Annotated in this window: 24 protein-coding genes and 2 pseudogenes; 18 read left to right on the top strand and 8 right to left on the bottom strand. The window is 69.9% G+C overall.

The genetic code is table 11. The features are described from left to right. Positions 1 to 4: 4 nt before the first annotated feature. Genes flgG through flgB form a run of 6 tightly spaced genes read right to left on the bottom strand, consistent with a single transcriptional unit; the run spans position 5 to position 4,403 of the window. Positions 5 to 796: a flagellar basal-body rod protein FlgG gene (flgG, locus tag SPHPHY_RS0100875; protein WP_022684833.1), complete on the bottom strand. Its 792-nt coding sequence runs from the start codon at positions 794 to 796 to the stop codon at positions 5 to 7. 15 nt (positions 797 to 811) lie between these two features. Further along, on the bottom strand, positions 812 to 1,564 hold the full coding sequence (locus SPHPHY_RS0100870) for a flagellar basal body rod protein FlgF (RefSeq protein WP_022684832.1): 753 nt from the start codon (positions 1,562 to 1,564) through the stop codon (positions 812 to 814). A 32-nt stretch (positions 1,565 to 1,596) separates the two neighbouring features. Continuing rightward, positions 1,597 to 2,901, bottom strand: coding sequence for a flagellar hook protein FlgE (locus tag SPHPHY_RS0100865; RefSeq protein ID WP_022684831.1), 1,305 nt, complete (start codon positions 2,899 to 2,901; stop codon positions 1,597 to 1,599). 24 nt (positions 2,902 to 2,925) lie between these two features. Continuing rightward, positions 2,926 to 3,633: a flagellar hook assembly protein FlgD gene (locus SPHPHY_RS0100860; RefSeq protein ID WP_022684830.1), complete on the bottom strand. Its 708-nt coding sequence runs from the start codon at positions 3,631 to 3,633 to the stop codon at positions 2,926 to 2,928. 2 nt (positions 3,634 to 3,635) lie between these two features. Beyond that, entirely contained in the window at positions 3,636 to 4,046 is a 411-nt protein-coding gene (gene flgC, locus SPHPHY_RS0100855; RefSeq protein ID WP_028056337.1) for a flagellar basal body rod protein FlgC, read from the bottom strand. 3 nt (positions 4,047 to 4,049) lie between these two features. Continuing rightward, positions 4,050 to 4,403 (bottom strand): flagellar basal body rod protein FlgB, encoded by a 354-nt coding sequence (gene flgB, locus SPHPHY_RS0100850; RefSeq protein WP_022684828.1) that lies wholly within the window; start codon positions 4,401 to 4,403, stop codon positions 4,050 to 4,052. 401 nt (positions 4,404 to 4,804) lie between these two features. Between flgB and SPHPHY_RS18745 the strand changes: the two genes are divergently transcribed. The 9 genes from SPHPHY_RS18745 (at position 4,805) to SPHPHY_RS22620 (ending at position 11,227) form a co-directional block, all read left to right on the top strand. Beyond that, entirely contained in the window at positions 4,805 to 5,503 is a 699-nt protein-coding gene (locus SPHPHY_RS18745; RefSeq protein WP_022684827.1) for a motility protein A, read from the top strand. After that, entirely contained in the window at positions 5,500 to 6,045 is a 546-nt protein-coding gene (locus SPHPHY_RS0100840) for a flagellar motor protein MotB (RefSeq protein WP_022684826.1), read from the top strand. Before SPHPHY_RS18745 ends, SPHPHY_RS0100840 begins: the two co-directional genes overlap by 4 nt. Further along, the gene (locus SPHPHY_RS0100835) at positions 6,042 to 6,557 is read left to right on the top strand and encodes a flagella basal body P-ring formation protein FlgA (RefSeq protein ID WP_022684825.1); all 516 of its coding nucleotides are present in this window, start codon (positions 6,042 to 6,044) and stop codon (positions 6,555 to 6,557) included. Before SPHPHY_RS0100840 ends, SPHPHY_RS0100835 begins: the two co-directional genes overlap by 4 nt. 68 nt (positions 6,558 to 6,625) lie before the next feature. Beyond that, positions 6,626 to 6,934 carry a flagellar biosynthesis anti-sigma factor FlgM gene (gene flgM, locus SPHPHY_RS0100830; RefSeq protein ID WP_028056335.1) on the top strand — a complete coding sequence of 103 codons (309 nt, stop codon included), beginning with the start codon at positions 6,626 to 6,628 and terminating at the stop codon, positions 6,932 to 6,934. Beyond that, positions 6,921 to 7,232 (top strand): flagellar protein FlgN, encoded by a 312-nt coding sequence (locus SPHPHY_RS0100825; RefSeq protein ID WP_022684823.1) that lies wholly within the window; start codon positions 6,921 to 6,923, stop codon positions 7,230 to 7,232. The genes flgM and SPHPHY_RS0100825 overlap by 14 nt, the downstream gene beginning before the upstream one ends. Before the next feature lie 103 nt (positions 7,233 to 7,335). Continuing rightward, positions 7,336 to 8,202 (top strand): hypothetical protein, encoded by an 867-nt coding sequence (locus SPHPHY_RS0100820; RefSeq protein WP_022684822.1) that lies wholly within the window; start codon positions 7,336 to 7,338, stop codon positions 8,200 to 8,202. Positions 8,203 to 8,206: 4 nt separating this feature from the next. Next, a complete protein-coding gene (flhA, locus tag SPHPHY_RS0100815; RefSeq protein ID WP_022684821.1) occupies positions 8,207 to 10,270 on the top strand; it encodes a flagellar biosynthesis protein FlhA in 2,064 nt (687 codons plus the stop codon). Beyond that, positions 10,267 to 11,040: a sigma-70 family RNA polymerase sigma factor gene (locus SPHPHY_RS0100810; protein ID WP_022684820.1), complete on the top strand. Its 774-nt coding sequence runs from the start codon at positions 10,267 to 10,269 to the stop codon at positions 11,038 to 11,040. Before flhA ends, SPHPHY_RS0100810 begins: the two co-directional genes overlap by 4 nt. A gap of 52 nt (positions 11,041 to 11,092) precedes the next feature. Then, positions 11,093 to 11,227, top strand: coding sequence for a hypothetical protein (locus SPHPHY_RS22620; protein ID WP_022684819.1), 135 nt, complete (start codon positions 11,093 to 11,095; stop codon positions 11,225 to 11,227). 649 nt (positions 11,228 to 11,876) lie between these two features. Here SPHPHY_RS22620 and SPHPHY_RS22370 read toward each other — a convergent pair. Both SPHPHY_RS22370 and SPHPHY_RS22365 read right to left on the bottom strand, forming a co-directional pair. Next, a pseudogene (locus SPHPHY_RS22370) lies at positions 11,877 to 12,128 on the bottom strand (flagellin); the annotation flags it as partial. A 735-nt stretch (positions 12,129 to 12,863) separates the two neighbouring features. Then, a pseudogene (locus SPHPHY_RS22365) lies at positions 12,864 to 13,271 on the bottom strand (flagellin protein FlaA); the annotation flags it as partial. A gap of 271 nt (positions 13,272 to 13,542) precedes the next feature. Between SPHPHY_RS22365 and SPHPHY_RS0100795 the strand changes: the two are divergent. The 9 genes from SPHPHY_RS0100795 to SPHPHY_RS0100755 are packed head-to-tail and all read left to right on the top strand — an operon-like array spanning position 13,543 to position 23,570. Then, positions 13,543 to 14,814 (top strand): sigma-54 interaction domain-containing protein, encoded by a 1,272-nt coding sequence (locus SPHPHY_RS0100795; RefSeq protein WP_022684817.1) that lies wholly within the window; start codon positions 13,543 to 13,545, stop codon positions 14,812 to 14,814. After that, on the top strand, positions 14,811 to 15,173 hold the full coding sequence (gene fliE / locus SPHPHY_RS0100790) for a flagellar hook-basal body complex protein FliE (protein WP_022684816.1): 363 nt from the start codon (positions 14,811 to 14,813) through the stop codon (positions 15,171 to 15,173). Before SPHPHY_RS0100795 ends, fliE begins: the two co-directional genes overlap by 4 nt. 1 nt (position 15,174) lies before the next feature. Next, the gene (fliF, locus tag SPHPHY_RS0100785) at positions 15,175 to 16,926 is read left to right on the top strand and encodes a flagellar basal-body MS-ring/collar protein FliF (protein ID WP_022684815.1); all 1,752 of its coding nucleotides are present in this window, start codon (positions 15,175 to 15,177) and stop codon (positions 16,924 to 16,926) included. Beyond that, positions 16,923 to 17,951, top strand: a complete 1,029-nt coding sequence (fliG, locus tag SPHPHY_RS0100780) for a flagellar motor switch protein FliG (RefSeq protein WP_022684814.1) — start codon at positions 16,923 to 16,925, stop codon at positions 17,949 to 17,951. The genes fliF and fliG overlap by 4 nt, the downstream gene beginning before the upstream one ends. Then, entirely contained in the window at positions 17,944 to 18,714 is a 771-nt protein-coding gene (locus tag SPHPHY_RS0100775; RefSeq protein ID WP_022684813.1) for a flagellar assembly protein FliH, read from the top strand. The genes fliG and SPHPHY_RS0100775 overlap by 8 nt, the downstream gene beginning before the upstream one ends. Next, entirely contained in the window at positions 18,711 to 20,039 is a 1,329-nt protein-coding gene (locus SPHPHY_RS0100770) for a FliI/YscN family ATPase (RefSeq protein ID WP_419554962.1), read from the top strand. Before SPHPHY_RS0100775 ends, SPHPHY_RS0100770 begins: the two co-directional genes overlap by 4 nt. Further along, positions 20,032 to 20,439 carry a hypothetical protein gene (locus tag SPHPHY_RS0100765; protein ID WP_022684811.1) on the top strand — a complete coding sequence of 136 codons (408 nt, stop codon included), beginning with the start codon at positions 20,032 to 20,034 and terminating at the stop codon, positions 20,437 to 20,439. Before SPHPHY_RS0100770 ends, SPHPHY_RS0100765 begins: the two co-directional genes overlap by 8 nt. 55 nt (positions 20,440 to 20,494) lie before the next feature. Next, on the top strand, positions 20,495 to 22,873 hold the full coding sequence (locus SPHPHY_RS0100760) for a flagellar hook-length control protein FliK (RefSeq protein ID WP_022684810.1): 2,379 nt from the start codon (positions 20,495 to 20,497) through the stop codon (positions 22,871 to 22,873). Between the two features lie 16 nt (positions 22,874 to 22,889). Then, a complete protein-coding gene (locus tag SPHPHY_RS0100755; protein ID WP_022684809.1) occupies positions 22,890 to 23,570 on the top strand; it encodes a flagellar basal body-associated FliL family protein in 681 nt (226 codons plus the stop codon). Positions 23,571 to 23,573: the final 3 nt, after the last annotated feature.

The following is a 23,573-nucleotide window of genomic DNA, read 5'->3' as shown; positions in this document are numbered from 1 at the left end:
CGAATCATGACAGATTTTGGTTAACGTATTTCAGCATGTCGTCGGTGGCGGAGATCATCTTCGAATTGACCTCGTACGCGCGCTGCGTCTCGATCATGTCGACCAGTTCCTCGACGACGTTGACGTTGCTCGCCTCCAGCGTGCCCTGCCGCACGCGACCGCGGCCGTCCTCGCCCGGGACGCCCATATTGGCCGCCCCGCTGGAGCTGGTTTCGAGCAGGAAGTTGTCGCCCTTCGATTCCAGCCCGGCCGGATTGGGGAAGCTGGCGACCTGGATCTGACCCAGATTCTGCCCCTCGGCCTGCCCCGCTACGGTCGCGGTGACGGTGCCGTCGGTACCGATCGTGATCTGCGTCGCATTGGTCGGCACGGTGATGCCCGGCATCACCTGATAGCCCTGGCTGGTGATGAGCAGCCCTTCCGGCGAGCGCGAGAAATTGCCGGCCCGCGTGTAGCCGAGCTGGCCGCCGGGCATCTGCACCTGGAAATAGCCGTCGCCGTCCAGCGCCAGATCGAGGCTGTTGCCGGTCTGGTTCATCGAGCCCTGCGTCTCGGTGCGCGACGTGCCCTGCACGCGCACGCCGGTGCCGAGATTGAGGCCGGTGGCATATTGGCTCTCGGCGGTCGACTGCGCGCCCGGCGCGGTGACGACCTGGTACGACAAGGTCTCGAACGCCGCACGGTCACGCTTGAAGGCGGTCGTGCTGACGTTGGCGAGGTTGTTCGAGATGACGCGCATCCGGGTGTCCTGGGCATCCAGTCCGGTGCGCGCGATGTGCATGGCGGCAGTGGTCATCGGTCAGATCCTTCCTCAGCCCGGCAGGCGCATCACCGATGCGCTCGATTCGTCCATGGAGCGGGCCTCTTTCAGCAAGTTGGCCTGCACTTCGTAGCTGCGCTGGTTCTCGATCATGTCGACCAGCGCCTGGGTCATGTTGACGTTGGAGCCCTCCAGCGCGCCGCTGGTCACCCCGGCGTCGAGGTCGGCGGGCATCGTGCCGCCGCCGCGAACGCGCATCAGGTTGTCGAGCCCCTTCACGGTATCGGTGCCCTTGCCCGACACCACCTTCAGCCGGTCGACGACGGTCGTCTGCCCGGTCTTGTCGCCCTGCGGCACGATCGAGATCGAACCGTCGGCGCCGATCGCCACCGAATCGTAGGGCGGCAGCGTGATCGGGCCGCCCTGCCCCATGACGAGGAAGCCGTCGCCGGTCTGGAGCGCCCCCGAGGCCGAGACCGACAGGTCGCCGCGCCGGGTATAGGCCTCGGAACCGTCCGGGGCCTGCACCGCCAGCCACTGGTCGCGATCGCCCATCGCGACGTCGAGCGGGCGCCCGGTCTGCTGGATGACGCCCGGCGCGCGATCGGCGTCGCGCACCTCTTCGGAGGTCGGCTGGCGCGCCGACATCTGCGTCGTTCCGTCGGACAGGATGATCCGGTCGAACACCACCCGGTCGGCGCGAAAGCCGGTGGTGGAGGCGTTCGCCATGTTGTTGGCGATCGCGGCCTGCGACTGCATGTGCGCACGCAGGCCCGTCGCCGCGGTATAGACCAGCTTGTCCACTTACATCCTCTCCGACGGACCCGACGCGACGATCAGGCGCGGATGTTGAAGATCGACTGCGACACCTGCGTCGCGGTATCGAGCGCCTTCGAGTTCGCCTGGAAGTTGCGCTGCGCCGCGATCAAATTGACCAGCTCCTCGGTGATGTCGACGTTCGACCCCTCGAGCTGGCCCGACTTCAGGCTGCCGAACCCCTCGGCGGCGGCGAAGCCGAGCGTCGCCTTCCCCGAGATGCCGGTGGCCTGCCAATAGTTGCTGCCTGCCTGGCGCAGCCCGGTCGGCGCGGAGAACTTGGCGATCGCCACCTTGCCGAGCGGCACGATGTCCGAGTTGGAATAGCTCGCCTTGATGATCCCCGCGTCGTCGACGGTGATGCCGACCAGCTGGCCGACCGCGACGCCGTCCTGCGTGCGCGCGCTGACCGCCGAGGCCGCCGCAGTCTGCGTCGACCCGGTCAGGTCGAGCTTGATCGACTGCTGCGCCGCGCCCGAAGCCGGGATGAACGGCTCGAACTGGATCGCCGTCGGGACGACGAGCGCACCGGTCGTGTCGTAGGTCTGGGTGACCGGGCCGGCCTTAGGCTGACCGGCCGGGGTCAGCATCGTCTCGCCGACATAGGTGAAGACCTGCCACGTCCCGGTATTGGGCTTCAATTTGGTCGGATCGTTCGGATCCTTCGCGTTCGGATCGCCCTCCGCAGTCCGGACGTAATAGCTGGTCATCGTCATCGGATTGCCGTTGGCGTCGTATACACGCGTCGCGACCGAGTTGTTGTAGGTCGAGGTGTCGGTGCGCTTGAACGCGGTCGCATCCTTGACGGTGGCGGTCGACGGGATCTGCACCTTGGTGGCGACGTTCTCGGTCTTCTTCGGCGTGCCGCTGGTCGGCTGGATCTGCAGGTTGGTCAGCGACTTGTCGCCGGTCGCGGTGACGTTGCCGTCGTTATCGACCGGATAGACCATCATGTAGCTGCCCTGCGCATCGACGACGTTGCGGCTGTCGTCGACCGTGAAGGCGCCGGTGCGGGTGTAGTTGACCTGATCCGACAGGCCGGTCGACTTCACGACGAAGAAGCCCTCGCCCAGGATCTGCATGTCCAGCGCGCTCTTGGTCTGGTTCGACGAGCCGTCCGAGAATTGCTGCACGGTGCCCTTAACCGACACGCCCGAGCCGACCATCTTGCGCGGATCGGTCGACACGTTCGACGAGATGACGTCGGCGAACGCGGTGCGGCTCTTCTTGAAACCGTTGGTGGAGACGTTGGCGAGGTTGTGGCTGATGACCGACATGTCGGTCTGCATGGCCTGGAGGCCCGAAAGCGAGGTGAAGAAGGACATGGGGGGTACTCCTGGGAAAAGGGGTTAGGCGACCTTGCGGACTGCGGACGGATCGACCTTGCCAAGGCCGGTGACGTTGAGGACGGGTTCGGTGCCGGCCGAGAGGCTGACGGTTTCGACCGGCGCCCACACCAGCGGCTTGGCGCCGACGATCGTGCCGCCGTTCGCGGCATCGACGGTGACGGTGTAGGGGCCGTTCTCGACCTTGTTGCCGGCGGCATCCTTGCCGTCCCAGCTGAAATCGATCATGCCGGCGTCCTGCTTGCCGAGCTGGATGTCCTTGACCGCGAGACCGTTCTTGTCGGTGATCGAGACGTTCACGTCGGTTGCCGAATTGGCCAGCTCGACGCCGCCCATGATCCCGCCGGCGGTCCGCTCGTAGGCGGTCTTGCCTTCGGTCAGCACGGTGCGCCCGACGAAGCTCATCGCGTCGCTCGACGACGTCGTGCCGAGCCGGCTGGCGATGCCTTGCAGCGTGCTGCTCATCTCGCTGATCCCCGCGACCTGCGAGAAGGTCGCCATCTGCGCGACCATCTGCGTGTTGTCCTGCGGGCTCAACGGATCCTGGAATTGCAGCTGGGCTGTCATCAGGCGCACGAAGTCCTTCTGGCCCAGCTGCGACTGGCCGGTGGTGACGGTGGCGTTCGTCTGCGGCTTCGCCTGCGCGACGCCGGCCGCCTGATAGATCGCGTCCTGCGCAGCCCTGTCGGTACCTGAAATCATGTCGACCATAGTCAGCGGCCCATCTTGATGGTGTCGAGGATCAGCGTCTTGGCGGTCTGCATGACCTCGACGTTGTTCTGGTAGCTGCGCGCGGTCTCCATCATGTCGACCAGCTCGCGCGATTCATCGACCGCCGCATCGAAGACGTTGCCGTCCTTGTCAGCCAGCGGATGATTGGGGTCGTAGCGCTTGGTGGGCTTCTCGCCCGCGGCCACGATCTGCTGCACGTCGACCGTGGACAGGCCGCTCGCGTCGTCGAAGCTGGTGCGGAACACCGGCTTCATCGTCTTGTAGGCGCCGTCCTCGGTGCCGGCGACGCCGCCCGCGTTCGCCAGGTTCGACGCGGTGGTATTCATCCGCGTCAGCTGCGCCGACATCGCGCGGCCCGCGACCTGGAAGATCGTCATGGGAGAATTCGACATCGCTTATTCCCCCTTCAGCGCGCGGGTTATCTGCCCGATGCGCCCGTTCAGGAACGACAGCGTCGTCTGATACTGGACGGCATTCTCGGCAAAGGCGGTCTGCTCGGTCGACAGCTCGACGGTGTTGCCGTCCATCGACGGGCTGGTCGGCACGCGATACTTCACCGCCCCGCCCAGATCGGCGCCGACGGTGCCGGCGGGCTGGCCTTCGACCGCGTTCAGCGCGGTCGTGAAGTCGATGTCGCGCGCCTTGAAATTGGGGGTGGAGGCATTGGCGATGTTCGACGCCAGCACGCCCATGCGCTGTGAACGCACCTCCAGCGCGGCAGCGTGAACTCCGAACAATCCCTCGGCCATCGACCCGAACTCCTTTGCACGACAGGTGCACGGGACATGTCAGCAAGGTGCGTGCCAAGTGGCGCGGCGATCAGGGGCGGCCGCGATTCCGGCGGATCGATGGCGATCATGAACGGCGGTAGCGGCAGGGGCTCCGGCGACCGTGCCGCCGTCCTGTCTTGTCGTCCGCCACCGGAGCACCAGCCCGTCATTGCGAGCGCAGCGAAGCAATCCGGGGCGTCCCGAGCCGGCTCTGGATTGCTTCGCTGCGCTCGCGATAACGGCTACGGGGTCAACCAGACGGCGCCCCGACGACCGGCAAGCGCTTGCCGGTTGCCGGCAATCCGGTTGCCGTCCGGCCCCGTCGCCTGCCGCCCCGCCGCCGCAAAGGCACTTGGCCCGCCGCTTGCACAGGCGAGGGTATGACTCCCGCGCTTCTCTTCGACCCCGTCGCGCTGGCGATCGTGCTGGGCGGCACGATGCTGGCGACGATCCTGCGCACGCCGCTGCGCGACCTGGCGCATGCCGTGCTGGCGCTGGCGACGCTGCCGCGCCGCCGCTTCCGCGCCGATCCGCGGCTGGAACAGATCACCGCGCTGTCGCGGATCGCGCAGCGCCACGGCGTCCACGCACTGGACCGCAGCGTGATCCGCGACAGCGACGTCGCCGCCGCGATCGCCCTGATCGTCGACGGCGCATCGCCGCGCACGGTTGGCGAGACGCTCGACACCGCGCGTCGCCAGCGTGCCGAACGCCACCGCATCGTCGTCGAATGCTGGACCGGCATGGCCGAGACCGCGCCCGCGATGGGCATGGTCGGCACACTGATCGGGCTGGTCGCGATGTTCACGCGGATGAGCGATCCGCAGGCGATCGGCGCGGCGATGGCGGTCGCGCTGCTGGCGACCTTATATGGCGCGCTGTTCGCCAACCTGGTCGCGATGCCGATCGCCGCGCGGCTGCGTATCGCTGCGCGCGCCGAACTGCTGGAGCGCGAGCGCCTCGTCGCGCCGCTTACCGACCTCGCCGAGCGCGAGGCGCCGCGCGGCGACGGGCGCGTACGGCTGCACGAGGCCGAGCCGCCGGTCGCGATCGTGGCGACGCACGGTGCCGCAGCATGAGCGACGACGATCTGCTCGACGTCCAGCCGTCGCGCCCGGTGTGGTTGATCACGCTCGCCGATCTCGCGCTGCTGCTGGTCGGCTTCTTCGTTCTGCTCCAGGCCAACCAGACGCTCAACCCGCGCGACCTGGCACGCGGCATCGCCAAGGGATTCGGCGCCGAGACGTTCGGCGACGCGCCGCCGCCCGCGGCGATGCCCGTCGCCAGCCACGGCGTCGCCGGTTTCGCGCCCGGTTCCGCGGTGCTGCCGGAACGCCCCGACACGTTGCTCGCCTGGGCACGCGGCGAGCTTCGCGACCCGCGCGTGCGGCTGACCGTCACCGCCAACACCGATGGCAGTGCGCAGGACGTCGATCCCGTCACGCACAGCGCCACCGTGCTCGCCGCCGATCGCGCGCGCGCGGTCGCCGCGGCGCTGGCGGCCGGCGGCATCCCGGACGCGCGGCTGCTGCTGTCCACCAATCCCGTGCGCGGCCCGCGCACCGTGCTCGTCACGCTCGCCTTCGCCGGCGAGGCCAAGCCCCAAGGAACCACCCGATGATCGCCCTGCTCGCCGCCGCATCGCTGTCCTTTCAGGACACCGCCGCGATCGACCGTGCCGTCGCCGCCTTCACCACGCGCCCGATCGGCAGCGAGGGCGGTGCGCGTGCGCCCGTCGACACGCGGCTGCGGCTCGCCACCTGCACGATGGTGGCGCTGTCATGGCGCAGCGATGCGCACGATGCCGTCGTCGTCGCCTGCGCCGACCCGGCGTGGCGGGTCTTCGTCCCCGTCATCGCACCGCCGCGCGCCGCCAGTGCCGGCGTCACGCCGGCCGTCGTGCGCAGCGGCGGGGCCGCACCCGCGCCACGCGCCGAGGCGGTGATCCGGCGCGGCGATCCGGTGACGATCGAGGCGGGATCGGACGGCTTCTCGATCACGCGCGAGGGGGTTGCGATGGCCGATGCGCCACCGGGCGGACGCGTGATGGTGCGCGTCACCGACGCCGTTCGCCCGGTGCAGGCGGTGGCCGTCGACGCCGGCCGCGCGACCCTGCCCGGCTGGCCGGAATAAAAAATTGCTAAAGCCACACCCCCAACGGTCGTTTCTGCCGGTGTCAGCGGAAAGCGACAGGTGTGGACATGGTGGAATCAATAGGATCAGCGACGATCAGGGCGGGCATCGCGCCCGTCACGAACGTGCAGCGCGCCGGCGCCGCGGCCCCGGTCGCGTCGATGGCGACCGCGGCGAAGTCGACGGGCACGGATGCGACGCAGGCGCCGGGCGCGATGGCCAGCGCGATGGCGGCCGCGCCGCCGGTCGATGCCGACCGCGTGCAGGAGATCAAGACCGCGCTCGCCAATGGCACGTTCCCGCTGTCGCCTTCGACGATCGCGGATCAGTTCATCGCCCTGCGCTACGATTGGATGTCACAGAATGAACAGGCGTGAGGCGCTGGTGCGCGTGATCGACATGCTTCATGCCGAGATCGCCGCGCTGAAGAGCAACGACATGAACGCCCTGGAGCGCGCCACCGGCAACAAGCTGCGCGCGATCGAGGAGCTGCAGATGCTCGGCGACGGCCCGGCGACGCCGGAGCTGCGCGGGCTGGTCGAAGAGGCGGATCGCCTGAACGACACGTGCCGCATCTACGTGAACCTGATGGCGGCAAATGTCCGCCGCCGCCTGCAACTTCTTTCCGGTCAGCCCGGCAATTCCTATCAGCGCGGCACGATCGCCTACGCCTGACGCCTGCCCCATCGCTGACGTGACGACGCCCCGGCCCACCCCCGGGGCGTTGTGATTCCAGGCGCGCGGCTCACCTTGGCACGCCTCTTGCTGCTATGCCGGCATGACCGTTTCCGCGATCGCCTCCACCACCCAGCGGGTCACTTCCGCGATCCAGCGCGCCGCGCAGCGCACGGGCGTCGATTTCGACTATCTGATGGGCCAGGCGAAGCTGGAGAGCGGGCTGAACGCCAGCGCGCGCTCGGGCACGTCCTCGGCGACCGGGCTGTACCAGTTCCTCGACCAGAGCTGGCTGGCGGTGGTCAAGAAGCACGGCTCGGAGCACGGGCTTGGCTGGGCCGCCGACAGCATCCAGAAGTCGGGCGGGCGCTACACCGTGTCGGGCGGCAACCGCGATGCGATCCTCGGGCTGCGCAACAACCCCGACGTCTCCGCGCTGATGGCCGCCGAGCACGCCAGCGACAACAAGGGCGCGATCGAGGCCGTCACCGGCCGCGAGGCGACCGGCACCGACCTCTACATGGCGCACTTCCTGGGGCTGGGCGGCGCGCGCAACTTTCTCTCCGCGATGCAGGCGAGCCCGGATCGCAGCGCCGCCGCGGTCTTTCCGGCCGCCGCGCGCGCCAACCGCAGCGTCTTCTACGAGCGCGACGGCTCGGCCCGCTCGCTGTCGGAGGTCTACAAGCGCTTCGCCGACAAGCTGGGCGGCGGATCGGACGCCAGCGCCACGGCCAAGGCCAACAACCAGTGGCAGTTCGCCGCGCAGGCGCTGGCGATGGGCGATGACGCCACAGTCGTCACCGGCACCGGGCAGAGCGCCAGCGACGCGATGGACTGGGCGAAATCGACGCTGGGCCAGATCGGTGCAGGTCAGGTCGGGATCGGCCGGGCGGCGCAGGGCAGCCTGCTGCGCCCGTCGCCCGACAATGCGCGGCTGGCCTATATGATGCTCGCAGGCATGGGGCGCTGACGCGATGAAGATTCTCGCCGCCGCGCGCCAGGGCGCCCTGCCGACCGCGATCCTGCTGCTCGTCGTGCTCATGATCGTGCCGATCCCGGCCTTCATGCTCGACGTGTTCTTCATCATGAACATCACGATCAGCCTCGCGGTGCTGATGGTCGCGCTGAACGCCGAGAAGCCGCTCGACTTCTCGTCCTTCCCGACCGTGCTGCTGTTCGCCACGCTGTTCCGGCTCGGCCTGAACGTCGCCTCGACGCGCATCGTGCTGGTCCATGGCCACACCGGCTCGGCGGCGGCGGGGCATGTGATCGAGGCGTTCGGATCGTTCGTGATCGGCGGCGACTATGTCGTCGGCCTGTTCGTGTTCGCGATCATCGTCATCATCAACCTGATCGTGGTCACCAAGGGCGCGGGCCGCGTGTCCGAAGTGTCCGCGCGCTTCACCCTCGACGCATTGCCCGGCAAGCAGATGGCGATCGACGCCGACCTGAACGCGGGGCTGATCACCCCCGACGAGGCCAAGAAGCGCCGCGTCGACGTCGCCACCGAGGCCGAATTCTACGGCTCGATGGACGGTTCGTCCAAGTTCGTGAAGGGCGACGCGGTCGCCGGCCTGCTGATCCTCGCCGCCAACATCGTCGGCGGGCTGATCCTCGGCCCCGTCAGCCACGGGCTGACGATCGCCAAGGCCGCACAGACCTATACCATGCTCGCGATCGGCGACGCGCTGGTCGCGCAGGTGCCGGCGCTGCTGCTGTCGATCGCCGCCGCCGCCATCGTCACCCGCGTGAAATCCGAAAAGGATCTCGCCGGGCAGATCGGCAGCCAGTTCGGCTCGGCGCGCACCTGGACGCCCGTCGCGGTGATCCTGACGCTGCTCGGCGTCCTGCCGGGGATGCCGCACTTCGTCATCCTGCCGCTCGCCGCCGCCGCCGGCTTCTCCGCGTGGAAGCTGCACCAGATCGCCAAGCGCCCCCCCGTGGTCGAGCCGCCGGCGCCGGTAGAGGCGCCCGATCCTTCCAAGATCGGCTGGGACGAGGTGTCGGAGACGATGCTGGTCAACCTCGACATCGGCTACGGCCTCGTGCCGCTGGTCGACGAGCGCCGCGGCGCGCCGTTGATGGGGCGCATCACCGGCGTCCGGCGCCAGCTGTCGAAGGAGCTCGGCTTCGTGGTGCCGCAGGTGCGCGTCCGCGACGACATCAACCTGCCGCCTTATACGTATCGCGTGATGCTGGGCGGCGTTTGCGTCGGCGAGGACCAGGTGTCGCCCGAAGAGATGCTGGCGCTGGACACCGGGCAGGGCTTCGGCGAGCTGATCGGCAAGAAGGCCAAGGACCCGACCTTCGGGCTGGACGCGACGTGGATCTCGATCGGCGACGCGGACGTCGCGACCGGTCAGGGCTATCTGGTCGTCGATTCGGGCACCGTCATCGCCACGCACCTGAACCATGCGCTGGGCGCCAACGCCGGCGACCTGCTGGGCGCGGACGAGGTGCAGTCGCTGCTCGACGAATTGAAGGAGCGGGCGCCGCAGCTGGTCGGCGCGCTCGCGCCGCTGCCGCTGACGGCGCTGGCGACCGTGCTCAAGGGGCTGCTCGGCGAGGGCATCCAGCTGCGCGAGTTCCGCCGCATCGCCGCCGCGATCTCGATCGCCGCGCAGCGCAGCCACGACCCCGCCGAGATCGTCGAGCTGATCCGCCCCGAGCTGGGTTCGCTCATCATCGCCAAGCTGGCCGGCGTGCGCGAGCCGCTGCGCGTGATGACGCTGGAGGGCGGGCTGGAGCAATTGCTCGGCCAGGCCGCGCGCAACGATCCGGGCCGCCACGTCATCGAACCCGAACTCGGCCGTCGCATCGTCGACGCGCTGCAAGCCGCGGCCCAGCCGCTGATCGCGGAGGCCAAGCCGTTCGCGCTGGTCGTCCAGCCTGCGATCCGCGTCGCGATCCGCAAACTCATCCGCACCGTTCTTCCGGATACGCCCGTCATGAGCTTCTTCGAAGTCCCCGAGGACAAGGCCGTCGAGGTCGTCGCGATCATCGGCAATCAGGCCCCGCAGCAGGCGCTGGCGGCATGAGCGCCGAACCGATGCCGCACGCCTTCGCCGACGGCCAGTCGCTGACCATGCCGGGGGGCGGCGCGCCGCTCACCTACAAGCCGCGCGCCCGCGCGCGCGACGAGAATGCGCTGGTGCGCGAGCACCTGCCGCTGGTCCGGCGACTGGCGTGGCACGTCCATGGCAGCGTCTCGACCGCGATCGAGGTCGAGGATCTCGTGCAGGTCGGGCTGGTCGCGCTGGTCGAGGCGGTCGCCGCCTTCGAGGATCGCGGGCAGGTGACGCTGAAGCAATATCTGGTCACGCGCCTGCGTGGCGCGATGATCGACGAACTGCGCCGCCACGCGGCGATGACGCGCGGCGCGATCCGCCGGAAGCGCGAATATACGCGCGCGGTCAACCAGCTGAGCCATGAATATGGCCGCGCCCCGACCGAGCGCGAGCTGGCCGCGAGGCTGGAGATCAGCCCCGAGAAGCTGCGCACCGAATATGCCAGCGCCGAGGCGGTGAAGTACGAATCGATCGACGAGGTCTATGCCGACGATCAGCCGTGGTTCGCCAGCAACGAGCCCGACGCGTTCGAGCAACTGGCCGACACGCAGACCCGCACCCGGCTGGTCGCGGCGATCGCCGGGCTGCCGGAGCGCGAGCAGCTGGTGATCCAGCTGTACCACGTCGAGGAGCTGAACCTGGAGGAGATCGGCCAGGTGCTCGGCATCGGCGCCGCGCGCGTCTGCCAGATCAAGAGCGCGGCACATGCCAAGCTGAAGAAGGCGATGGCGCAGCGGTGAGGTGCGCCTTTCTCCCGCTGCGTGCGTTACACGCGGATTAGAGGAGGAAGCGATGACCGAACCACGCAGCCACCCGGCGCTGAGCGAAGAGCAGCGCGATCCGGACGCCGGCGCCGATCCCGACGAGCTTCCGGCGAGCGCGCCCGAGGACAACCCCGACGATCTGACGATCGAGGGCGACGAATGAACGAAACCCCGGTGGCCGGATGCGGCCGCCGGGGTTTTTGCTTGCGGGGCGGCCGGGCGTGCGCGGTCGTGCTGGCGACCTTCCGATACCGCTGGCCTGGGATCGGATGACATCAGGTCGAACCGGATGTCCGTCATTGCGAGCGCGGCGACGCAATCCAGGGCGTCGTGGTCCGGCGCTGGATTGCTTCGCTGCGCTCGCAATGACGGAGCAACGCGACGTCATCCGATTCCAGGCGGCGCGCGCCGCGCTGGTCCCGCTATGTCGCAGCGGGCGGAGGCCGCCTCGCCGCGCGGTCACCGGATCATCGTGGGGGAACGTGCGACGCGACTGCATCGCGCCACCGTCTCTATCGCCGCCACCCGTCACCTTCCGCCCATTCCCGTCATCCCGGACCTGATCCGGGGCGACGATCCGATGCGTGGCCCGATGCGTGGCCCGATGCGTCGCTGCCGATCGGCTCCGCGCGCCGGTCCCTTGGTCGGCATCGATGTCCACATCCTGCGGCGCGCCGGCCCGGCATCGACACCGCCCGCCCCCTCACCCGCCAACGGGAAACCCCCGCCAGCCACGGGGCTGACGGGGGTTCCTTGTCCGGCACCGGCCCCGCTCTGATCGGGGGCAAGAGGCCGGTGATCGGCTGCCGGACTTAGCCGAGCAGCTTCATCACGCCCTGCTGCGACTGGTTGGCCTGCGCCAGCATCGCGGTCGACGCCTGGTTCAGGATCTGCGCCTTGGCGAGCGCGGTCGTCTCGGTCGAGAAGTCCGCGTCCTCGATACGGCTCTTGGCGTCCGACAGGTTGGTCGCGGTGGTGGTCAGGTTGTTGACCGTCGATTCCAGCCGGTTCTGCGCCGCACCGAGATCGCCGCGCGATGCCGACACGGTGTCCAGCGCCTTGTCGATGACCGCCATCGCCGCCGATGCACCGGCCTGGGTCGCGATCGAAACCGTGCCCGCCGTCTTGCCTGCCGTGAAGCCGGCCTTCGTCGGGTCGGTTCCGGTGATGTTGATACCCGAACCCGACATATCCTCCAGCGCGACGGCGCCAACTGCGGTAACGGCGGTGGTCGCCGAGGCAGCGATCAACGTCGCATTTTGCGGGCTCGATGCGCTGACGATCGTGGCGTCGGTGTTAGTGATGGCGATGTTGCTGCCATCCTTGCTGGACAGGACCAGCTTGCCGTCCTTGTCGGCGCTTGCCGTGATCTGGTTGCCCGTGACGCCGTTCAGCGTGGCGTTGATCCGGGCGGCGACCGAGGTGGCGTCCGACTCTGCGGCCGTCAGCGTCACTTCGGTGGTGCCGACCGTCAGCTTCTTGCCGGCGACGAGCTTCGTCGGGTCAAGCGTTGCGGTGACCGTGTTCTTCGCCGTCGCGACGACGCCGGAGTTTGCGGTCGTGGCGTTGACGGCTGCCGCGATCTTCGCCGCATCCTTGTCGCCCGTCGCGATGATGCCGAGGTCCTGACCGTTGATCTTGACGTCGTTCGCTGCGATCGCGGTGGTGTTAATGGCGCCGCCCTGGACCGATGCGGTCAAACCCAGCGACGAGGTGCGGGTGTCGGTCAGCTTCATGCTGATCGTCTGGTCGGAATTGATGCCGGTCTGCAACTTCACCGCATCTGCGCTGCCGTCGAGCAGGTTGACGCCGTTGAACGAGGTCGTCTTCGACACGTTCGAGATTTCCTGCGTCAGCTGGCTCAGCTCCGACTGCAGCGCGCTGCGGTCCGAGTCCTTCAGCGTGCCGTTGGCCGACTGCGTCGACAGCTCCTTCATGCGGGTCAGCATGTTGGTGACTTCGCCGAGCGCGCCTTCAGCGGTCTGCGCCAGGCTGATGCCGTCGTTGGCGTTGCGGACGGCCATCGCCATGCTCTTGGTCTGGCTCGCCATGCGGTTGGCGATCGCGAGGCCGGCGGCGTCGTCCTTGGCCGAGTTGATGCGCTTGCCGGTCGACAGGCGCTCCATCGAGGTCGACAGCATCTTGTTGGCGCTGGTCGAAGCGTTGGTGGCGCGCATCGCTGCGGTGTTGGTGTTGATCACGGTCATGGGAAAAAACTCCATCTGCCCGGCCCGTCCCGCCGCCCCCGATGAGCAGGTGGCCGTGCCGTCACCGCATCAAACGGCAGCCTGCGGAAGACCTTTAGCGCTTTTCGCAAAGCTTTTTTCGGGCCGACCCCCTGCCCCCCGTCCCAATACGTACACGCGCGCGCGTGCCCCCATGCGCCCGGAAAAAACCTGCCGGCAAAAGCGGCAATATACCGCGCATTAACCAGTTGGGCCGCATCACGATCGCACTGATTCGAGGGAAATTCTCGCCATGCGTTCGATCATGCCGACAGCCACCGTGGAACGCGCGCACCTGACGCTCGTGTCCTCGTTGCGCGCGCAGGGCTTCGCCGTGCAGGCGCCAGCCGCGCGGCCGCAGCCGAACGTCGCCTATCTCGTCGGCGACGGCGAGGCGGTGCCCGCACCGGCGCGCACGTTGATCGTCGGCAACAGCGGGCGGCAGGTCATCCCGCACCGCGACGGCCAGCCGGCCCGCGTCTCCTACGGGCACGAGGACGCCGACGTCGGCAACGCCTTCGCCCGCGCGCTGATCGGCGGCCCCGAGCTGCCGACCGCCGCCGATCCCGAGTCGCTGGCGCTGCTGGCGCTCGCCGAGCGGGTCGCGCAGGCCGACATCACGGTGCTCATCAACGGCCCGACCGGCACCGGCAAGGAAGTGCTGGCGCGTACGATCCACCTGAATTCGGAGCGTCGCGACGGTCCGTTCATCGCGATCAACTGCGCCGCGCTGCCGGAGACGATGCTGGAGGCGATGCTGTTCGGCCACCAGAAGGGCGCGTTCACCGGCGCGTCGTCGGGCGGCGAGGGCTTCTTCCGAGCGGCCAACGGCGGCACGCTGCTGCTGGACGAGGTCGCGGAAATGCCGCTCAACCTCCAGGCCAAGCTGCTGCGCGTGCTCCAGGAGCGCGAAGTGGTGCCGATCGGCGCGACCATGCCGCAGCCGGTCGACGTGCGCGTCGTCGCCTGCGCCAACCGCGACCTGCAAGCCGAAGTGGCGGCCGGCCGCTTCCGCGCCGATCTTTATTACCGCCTGTCGGTGTTCCCGCTGGCGACGCGGTCGCTGGCCGATCGCCCGCAGGATATCCCCGCGCTCGCCGCGACGATGATCCTGCGCCACGCCGGCAACCGCGCCGTGGTGCCATGGCCCAGCGACGAGGCGATCGCGACGTTGATCGCGCACGACTGGCCCGGCAACGTCCGCGAGCTGGAGAACGTGATCCAGCGCGCGCTGCTGTTCGCGGGCGGCGACACGATCGAGGTGAGCCACATCGTGTTCGACCGGCCTTCCGCAGCGAAGCCGGCGCCGGGCGGCACCGGCAGCGACGACGCCACGCTGGGCCAGGTCGTGCAATTCTCCGAATTTGCGGCGATCCGCGAGACGCTGGCGGCATGCGGCGGCAGCCGGATCGAGACCGCCAAGCGCCTCGGCATCTCCGAGCGGACGCTGCGCTACCGCCTCGCCAAGGCGCGCGAGCAGGGTGACGACCTGGCGGCCGGCAGCAGCCGGATGCTGTCGGCATGAGCGGCGTCGGAGGCATCGGCGGCGTCGACCGCGTGATGGCGCTGCGCGCGCAGATCCTGGAGCGCAACGCCGCGCTGAACCGCGTCGGCAACGCCGCACCCGGCGCACCTGCCTCGGCCACCGGCGGCGCGGCCAGCGCCACCAGCTTCGCCGACACGATGCAGACCGCGATCGCCAAGGTGAACGACGGCCAGCAGAAGGCGTCGGCGCTGTCGGAACAATATGAGCGCGGCGAGACCGTCGACATCGCCAAGGTGATGCTGGCGCGTCAGGAAGCGTCGGTCGGTTTCGAGGCGACCTTGCAGGTCCGCAACAAGATCCTGTCCGCGTACAAGGACATCATGAGCATGCCGGTCTGACATGAGCAACGCTCTCTCCCCCTCGCCGCAGAACCCTGCGTCCGTCACGATCGTGCCGGAGAAGTTCGCCAATCCGCTGCGCCAGATCCAGGGCGTCATGGCGCAGCCGGCCGTGCGCCGCGCCGGTCCGATGGCGTTGATGGTCGGACTGATCGGCGCTGCCGGGCTCGCCTGGTCGGCGCTGTCGACCCCGCCGCAGAAGACGCTGTTCGCGGGATTGCCCGATTCGGACAAGGCCGCGGTCACCACGGCGCTCAGCGCCGCCAACATCACCAGCCACATCGACGATTCGGCGGGCACGCTGACCGTCAACGAGGAAGATTTCTCGAAGGCGCGGCTGCTGCTCGCCGGGCAGGGCCTGCCGAAGGCGGCGCCGGGCGGCTATGCGATCCTCGACGAGCTGCCGATGGGCGTCAGCCGCGCGGTCGAGGGCGAACGCCTCCGCCAGGCGCGCGAGACCGAACTGGCGCGTTCGATCCAGGAGATCGACGCCGTCGCCGAGGCACGCGTGCATCTCGCCACGCCGGAAGCCAGCGTGTTCGTGCGCGACAACGCCTCGCCATCGGCGTCGGTGGTGCTGAAGTTGCAGGGCGGCCGCTCGCTGAGCGACGCGCAGGTGCAGTCGATCGTCAACCTCGTCGCCTCGTCCGTGCCGGGGTTGAAGCCCGACGCGGTCACCGTCGTCGACCAGATGGGCGGGCTGCTCACCAAGTCGGGCGACGGCGCGGACAGCGCCAACGACAAGCGCATCGATTTCCAGCGCCGCGTCGAGGACAAGTATCGCCAGCAGCTGATCCAGCTGCTGACGCCGCTGGTCGGCGCCGGCAATTTCACCGCCGAGGTGCAGGCCGACGTCAACCTCGACGAGACCAGCGCCACGCGCGAGAGCTTCGACAAGGAAGGCCGGCTGCGCGCCGAAACCGGCAACTGGACCGGCAACATGGCGAACGGCCAGACGCCCGGCGGCATCCCCGGCGCGCTCAGCAACACACCGCCGCCCGCCTCGCAGCTGTCGACCCCGCAACCCGCGACCGGCAACCCCGGCGTGCCGACCGCGCCGACCGCGGGCGGCCCCGCACCCGATCCAGCCAAGCAGACCGACGCGTTCCAGCGCGCCTACGACCTCAACAAGGAAGTCTCCGTCACGCGCGCCGCACCCGGCAACATCAAGCGGCTGTCGGTCGCGGTGCTGCTGCGCGATCCCGACAAGGGCAAGCGCACCGCGATGGAGATCAACCAGATCAACGACCTGGTGAAGAGCGCCGTCGGTTTCGATCAGGCGCGCAACGACAACGTCACCGTCATCAGCCGCAAGTTCGCCGACACCGCCACCGAAGCCGCCGCCGGACCGAAATGGTACGACAATGCGCTGGTCCCGATGATGGCGCGCAACCTGACCGCGGTGGTCATCGCGCTGCTCGTGCTGCTGCTCGGCGTGCGCCCGATCGCCAAGGCGCTGATGAAGAAGCGCGAAGATGCGGGCGCCGCGGGCGCGAAGGATGCGGCGCTGGGCGACGGCACTTCCGCCAATGCCGCGGCGCTGTCGGACGGCACCGCCGCTTCCGCCGGCGCGACGACCATCGGCCCCGATGGCGAGCAGATCGCGATCCATTCGCCCGTCAGCCTCGACCAGATCGAGACCAGCCAGAGCTACGAGGAGCGGATCGACGCGGTGCGCGGCTTCACGCGCGACAACCCGGCGCGTGCGGCGCTGGCGGTGCGTGACATGCTCGGCGCGGACGCCAAGCCGTGAGCGAGGCCGCCACCCCGCGCATCTTCACCGGCGTCGAGCGCGCCGCCGTACTGATGATGCTGTTCGGCGAGGAGGAAGCCGCCGCGATCCTGCAGAAGCTGGATCCCGAGGAAGTCCGCAAGCTGGGCAGCGCGATGTTCGCGGTCGCCGACGTCAGCGAGGAAGAGGTCGACCTGGTGCTCGACGATTTCGTCGGCAAGGCGCGCGAGCGCACCGGCATCACCTTCAACCCCGGCCCGAAGGTGGAGGCGGTGATGACGCGCGCGCTGGGCCGCGACAAGGCCGAGAGCGTGCTGGCGCAGATCACCCCGCCCGAGGCGGTGTGCGAGATCGACCTGCTCGACTGGCTCGACGCCAGCGAGATCGCCGCGATGCTCGACAAGGAGCATCCGCAGATCGCCGCAGTGATGATCGCCAACCTCGATCCCGCGATCGGCAGCCAGGTGCTCGAATTGTTGCCGGAGATCGTGCAGCCTGACATCCTGCATCGCATCGCGCGACTTGGCCCGATCACGCCCGACGCGGTCGAGGCATTGCGCACCTTGATCGCGAGCCGCACCAGCGGCGGGAGCGGAAGCGGCGGCGGCTCGTCCACCTCGCTCCAGCTGGGCGGCGCGCGTGAAGCGGCCAAGATCCTGCAGGGCGCGCGCAAGTCGGTCGAGCAGCGCGTCATGCCCAAGCTGCTCAAGATGGACCGCGAGATCGCGCGGCAGATCGAGGAGGCGATGTTCGTCTTCGACAACCTGCTGGAGCTGGACGACAAGGGCCTGGGCACGCTGATCCGCAACATCGACGGCGACACGCTGGCGCGTGCGCTGAAGGGCGTGGACGAGGCGGCACGCAACCGGATGCTGGGTTGCATGTCCGCCCGCGCGGCGGCCGGCATCCGCGACGACATGGAAGCACGTGGACCGATGAAGCTGAGCGAAGTGCTGGAAGCGCAGAAGGCGATCATCCAGATCGCGCGCAACCTGGCGAAGGACGGGACGATCAACCTCGGGGCGGGCGACGACGATTATGTCTGAGGCGGAATTCGTCATCGGGATGCCGTCGCGCGCCAATGCCGCGGCCACCAGCCGCGCCCTGGCGCAATCCTCGGTCGCGCCGGGCTTCACCCCCGCCGACCTGATCGCGCGGATCGAGCAGGCGTTCGGCGCCCGTTCGCCCGCGCCGGCGACGGGCGATGCCGCGGCGTCGGAACCGGTCGGCGAACAGCCGCGCCACTTCTCGCCGGCCGATCGCGACGCCGATCCGACCGCTGGCTGGGACATGCTGGACGCCGACGCGCCGATCCCGGCCTGCGTCGAGCAGATCGAGGCCGCGCGGATCGCCGGCTATCAGGACGGACTCGCCGATGCCGCGATCGCCGCCGATGCGGTGGTCGCGCGTGAGCGCGAGCTGCTCGAAGCGCTGGTGGGATCGATGAAGAGCGGCGGCGCGATCGACCGCGTCGCGCTGGCCGAATCGCTGCGCCGCACGGTCACGATGCTGGTGACGCAATTGGTCGGCGAGATCGGGGTGTCCGCGCCCCTGCTCGCCGCGCGTGTCGAAGCCGCGACCGAACTGCTCGCCGACGCCAGCGAGTCGGCGATGCTGCGCGTGCACCCCGACGACCTGCCGCTGCTGGAGGGCCGCGTGCCCGGCACCGTCTTCCCGGTCGGTGACGAGAACGTCGCGCCGGGCAGCTTCGTGATGGAAGCGGCCTCGACGATCGTCGAGGACGGCCCGGCGATGTGGCTGGAGCAGCTGACCGCGGCGATCGAGCGCGCGGCGGTGCCGGCGTGCTGACGCAGTTCGCGGAGGATTACCTCGGCACGATCGCACTGTCCGGCGCACGGCCGAAGCCGCGCGTGTCGGGGCGGCTGTCGTCGTATGACGGGTTGCTGATGGAAGCCGTCGGGCTGACGCTGCCGGTGGGCACCGTCTGCCGCGTCGGCGCGGACGGCGGCGGCCAGGTCGAGGCCGAGGTGATCGGCTTCCGCAACGGCCGCACGCTGATGATGAACCTCGGCGGCCCCGCCGCGCTCCTCCCCAATGCACCCGTCCGCCCGCTCGGCCCGCCGGGCGAGGCGGAGGTCGGTGCGGCGATGCTGGGCCGCGTCGTCGACGGCGCCGGAAATCCGATCGACGGGCTCGGCCCGATCCGCGGCGCAGGACGCTGGCCGCTGGCCGGACACATGCAGTCGCCGCTGGACCGTGGTCGCGTGCTCGCCCCGATGGACGTCGGGGTGCGCGCGATCAACGGGCTGCTGACGGTCGGACAGGGGCAGCGCGTCGGCATCATGGCCGGATCGGGCGTCGGCAAGTCGGTGCTGCTCGGCATGATGGTGCGCGCGGCGCAGGCCGATGTGATCGTCATCGGCCTGATCGGCGAGCGCAGTCGCGAGGTCGCGGACTTCCTGGAGACCAAGGTGGCGGGGGCGGCGCGGCTGCGCTCGGTCGTTGTCGCGGTCCCCGCCAACCACTCGCCGGTGCTGCGCATCCGCGGCGCGTTGCGCGCCACCGCCATTGCAGAAGGCTTTCGCGCCGAGGGCAAGAAGGTGCTGCTCATCATCGACTCGCTCACCCGCGTCGCGCACGCCGGGCGCGAGATCGGACTGGCGCTGGGCGAACCCGCCTCGGCGCGCGGCTATCCACCGTCGGCGATCGCGATGCTCCCCAATCTGCTGGAGCGCGCCGGATCGGACGTGAACACCGGCGGGTCGATCACGGGCATCTACACCGTGCTCGCCGACGGCGACGACGGCAACGATCCGGTCGTCGATTCGGCACGCTCGATCCTCGACGGCCATATCGTGCTCAGCCGCGCGATGGCGGAGCGCGCCGTCTATCCGGCGATCGACATCTCCAAGTCGATCAGCCGCGTGATGAACGACATCGTGCCGCACGAACACCAGCAGGCGGCGCGGATCCTGCGCCGGCACCTCGCGACCTACGAAGAGAATCGCGACCTCGTGCTGATGGGCGCGTATCGCAGCGGCAGCGATCCGGCGATCGACGCCGCGATCGCCTATCAGCCCGCGATCATGGAATTCGTGCGCCAGGACACGCACCAGATGGTCTCGCTCGCCGACGCCGCGATGGAGCTGACCGGCGTCTTCGGCGATGCCTGACGCCAAGCGGCTGAAGCGCCTGCACCGCGTCCGCACGCTCCAGCTGGGGCTGGCGCGCGCCGAGGAGTCGCGCACGCAGGCGCAGCTGAGCAGCGAGACGCAACTGGCGCAGCGCATCGCGCAGCTCGCCAGCGCCGTCGCGCCGACTCCCCATAGTGCCGCTGGCGCGGTCAATCTGGCCGCCGCCGCGCACTTCCGCGACCGGCTGCATCGCTCTGCCGAGGCGGCGCTGAACCGCGTACGGATGGCCGAGCAGCAGGTCGAGCGCAGCGCCGAGGCGACGCGCGGCGCACGTCGGGACCAGAGCGCGGTCGAAAAGCTGCTCGAGCGGCAGCACGCCGCTGACCTGCGCGCCGAGATGAAGGCGCTGGAAGACGTGCCCGCCCGCCCCAAGCGGTAAACGGCACGCTCCTTGCAAAGATGCTCGCAGACCCCGAGCACGGAAGCGACCCACCTTGACCACGATCGCAAGCCTTCTGACGACGACGGCGCCGGGCGCGATGCTGCCGGGTGCCCCGGGCAACGCGCCGGGCGCAGGTGGCGCGGCGGGCGACTTCCTGAAGCTGCTGGTACCCGGCTGTGGCGACGGTCTTGCCGCTGGTAGCGCGACCGACCCGGCCCGGCAGGAACTTGCCGCCCCCGGCACCGGCCTGCCGCTTGCCGATGCCGAGATCCCGGCCGGCGACGCCGCGCTCGCCTGGCTCGCCGACGCGACCGGGGTGGAGGTGCCGCCGGCGCCGACGCCGGCGGTTATACCCGAGCGGCCGATGGCGCCGACACCGGTGACGCCGCGGCTGCGGCTGGTGGCGAAGTTGCCGGCCGACGAAAAGGAGGTGTCGGCGACCGACGTGCCGGCCACTGCGCCCGCGAAGGACGCGCCCTCCGTGAAGGACGATGCCGCCGCCGAGCCAGCGTCGCGCGACACCGCCGAGGTCGTCCCCGCTCCCGTCCCGCCGATGGCCGACGTGACGATCCCGCCGGCACCGCGACCGACGACAGCGCCCGACGCACCGGTCGCTGCCGAACTGGCATCGTCGCAGTCGATCGATGCCGTCGACAAGCCTGCGCATGCCGGCGTGCCGGCACCCGCCACCGCGCGCCCGGCCACGGTCGCGATCGACGCGACGACTTTGTCGCGGGCGCCCGCGCCGGCGGACGCTCCCGCTGATCCGATCACCGCCCCCGCCGTCGCGTCGCGGCCCGCGACCGATGTGCCGCAACAGCCCGCCGCTGTGCGCTCGAGCCGGACGCCGCCGGCAGCGGAGATTGCGGCATCGCCCACGCCCGCAGCCCACGCTTCCGTGACGCCGAAAATTGTTGGAGGTTCCGCGCCGCTCCCCAAACCGGCCGATGCGGTGGCACCGGCAGCGATCGAGCCCGCACCGGTGACGCCGGTCCGTATCGACGCCCCGGCGGCGTCGACCGCGCCGCGAACTGCAACGAGCGCGAGCACGCCATCCTCGCCGACGCCGCGCACCGAGGCGCCGGCAGTGGCAGGTCGCAGCGATCGCGCCAGGCCTGCGCCGAAGGAGCCGACCGCGACCGTGGTCGCTCGTCCGACCACCGCACCGATCGGTCCGGAGATCGCGGGGGCGCCGATCGTCGCCGTGGCCGACATCGCTCCTGTTCCCGCAGTGGCAGTGGACAGCCGCCCGACCCCCGACGCCTCGCGTCCGACACGCGCGACGCCGGCCGTCACCGATCGGAGCACCGCTCCGACTGCCGCCCGCGTTGCACCGGCGCCGATCGTGGTCGACCTGCCCCCGGCCACCGCTGCGGCCGTGACACTGCCTGCCGCCGGCGTCCCTGCCGCCGCACCGGCCGGCACGATTCTCGCGGCCACCGCCCCGATCGCCACGACGGCCCCGCTCGCCGCGCCGGCCCCGGTTGCGAGCACGGACGGCACGGCGGCTGCGAGTCTCTCGCCGAGCGCCGCGCCACGCGCGACGACCGCACCGTTGCGCGCCGACGTTCCTCTCGCGACGCCTGCTCCGATCGCACCCGACGCAGCAGCCCCGTTGCGCCCCGCCGCTCCGCACGAAGCGACGGTGCCGGCCGCGCCCGCCGCACCGGTGATCGCCGCCGCCGCCCCGCTACGCGTCGACGCACCGCTGCCGGTCACGCCACAAGCGGCGGCGCCGATCGCCGCTGCGCCGGAGGCCGCGATCGTCGCGCCCGAGCCCGCGGTCACCCGCGAACCAGGCCGCGTGCCGACGCCGGCGACCGCGCCGCTGCCCGGCGAGCCGCCCGCGCCGGTGATCGCGAGCGCCGCGCGCACCTTTGCGGAGGCGATCCACCGTGCCGTCACTGCCGACGACCACGCGCGCCCGGCCGACGCCGCCGCGCCGGTCGGGCAGCCGCAGGCGACCGCGGCGCTCACCACCGCCGCCGTCACCGCGACGGGCCAGGCGCAGCAGCAAACGCTCGATATGCGCCAGCCGCATTGGCCGAGTGCGATGATCCAGCACATCGAGAAGTTGCGCGACATGGCGGACGCGAACGACATGCGCATCCGCGTCGTCCCCGACGCACTGGGGACGATCGACGTCGCGCTGCGTCGCGACGGCGACAGCGTGCAGGTGCAACTGACCGCCGAACAGCCGCAGACCCGCGCGCTGCTCGCCGATGCGCAGCCGCGGCTGACCGAGATGGCCGAGGCGCGCGGACTGAAGCTGCAGCACGCCCCGGCCGGCACCGGCAGCGGTGGCGCGACCCCGCAGGGCGACCGCCAGCAGCAGCAGCAGCAGCGCGGCGCCCCCCTTCCCGCCGCCCCCGTGTCGGCGCGCCGCGCCGCCGCGGCGGAGGCCGACGACACCGACCAGCGAATCGCTTGATTGAGGAACCACGACGATGAGTGACACCCCCGACGCCGCAGCGGCCGCGCCCAAGAAAAAGGGCAAGATGAAAATGATCATCATTGGCGTCGTCGGCGTCGTCGTCCTGCTGGGCGGCGGGGTCGGCGCCGGCCTGTACGCCGCCGGTTCCGGCATGGTCGGCGGCCACGCCAAGGCCGAGGAAGGTGCCGAACACGCCGACCCGAACAAGCCCAAGCTCGTTCCCAAGAGCGAGCAGAAGCACGCCGGCGAAGGTGCCGAGGGCGAAGGTGGCGAAGGCGGCCATGGCGGCGGCGAGGCCGCGGCCGAAGGCGGCGAAGGCGAGGCCGGCGGCGAGGCCAAGGGGGCGCCGACACCGGAAGGGCACGGCGGCGAGCCCTATGCCTCCAACTATTTCGCGATGGAGAAGGAGTTCACCTCCAACCTCCAGGATTCGGTCCACTTCGTCCAGGTCGGCCTCGCGGTGTCGACGCCGTACGACGACAAGGTCATCACCAACCTGAAGACCAACGACATCGCGATTCGCTCGGCGATCCTGCTGACGCTCGGCGACACGCCCGAGGATCAGGTATTCACCAGCGACGGCAAGATCCGGCTCCAGAAGCGGCTCGCCGCGACGATCAACCAGATTCTGCGCGAAAAGGAAGGCTTTGGGGGGATCAGTAACGTCTACTTTACCAATTTCGTGGTTCAGTGAAGA

The sequence above is a fragment of the Sphingomonas phyllosphaerae 5.2 genome, assembly GCF_000419605.1.
In the GTDB taxonomy this organism is placed as follows: Bacteria; Pseudomonadota; Alphaproteobacteria; order Sphingomonadales; family Sphingomonadaceae; genus Sphingomonas; species Sphingomonas phyllosphaerae_B.
This window is presented reverse-complemented; position numbering and strand designations above follow the sequence as displayed.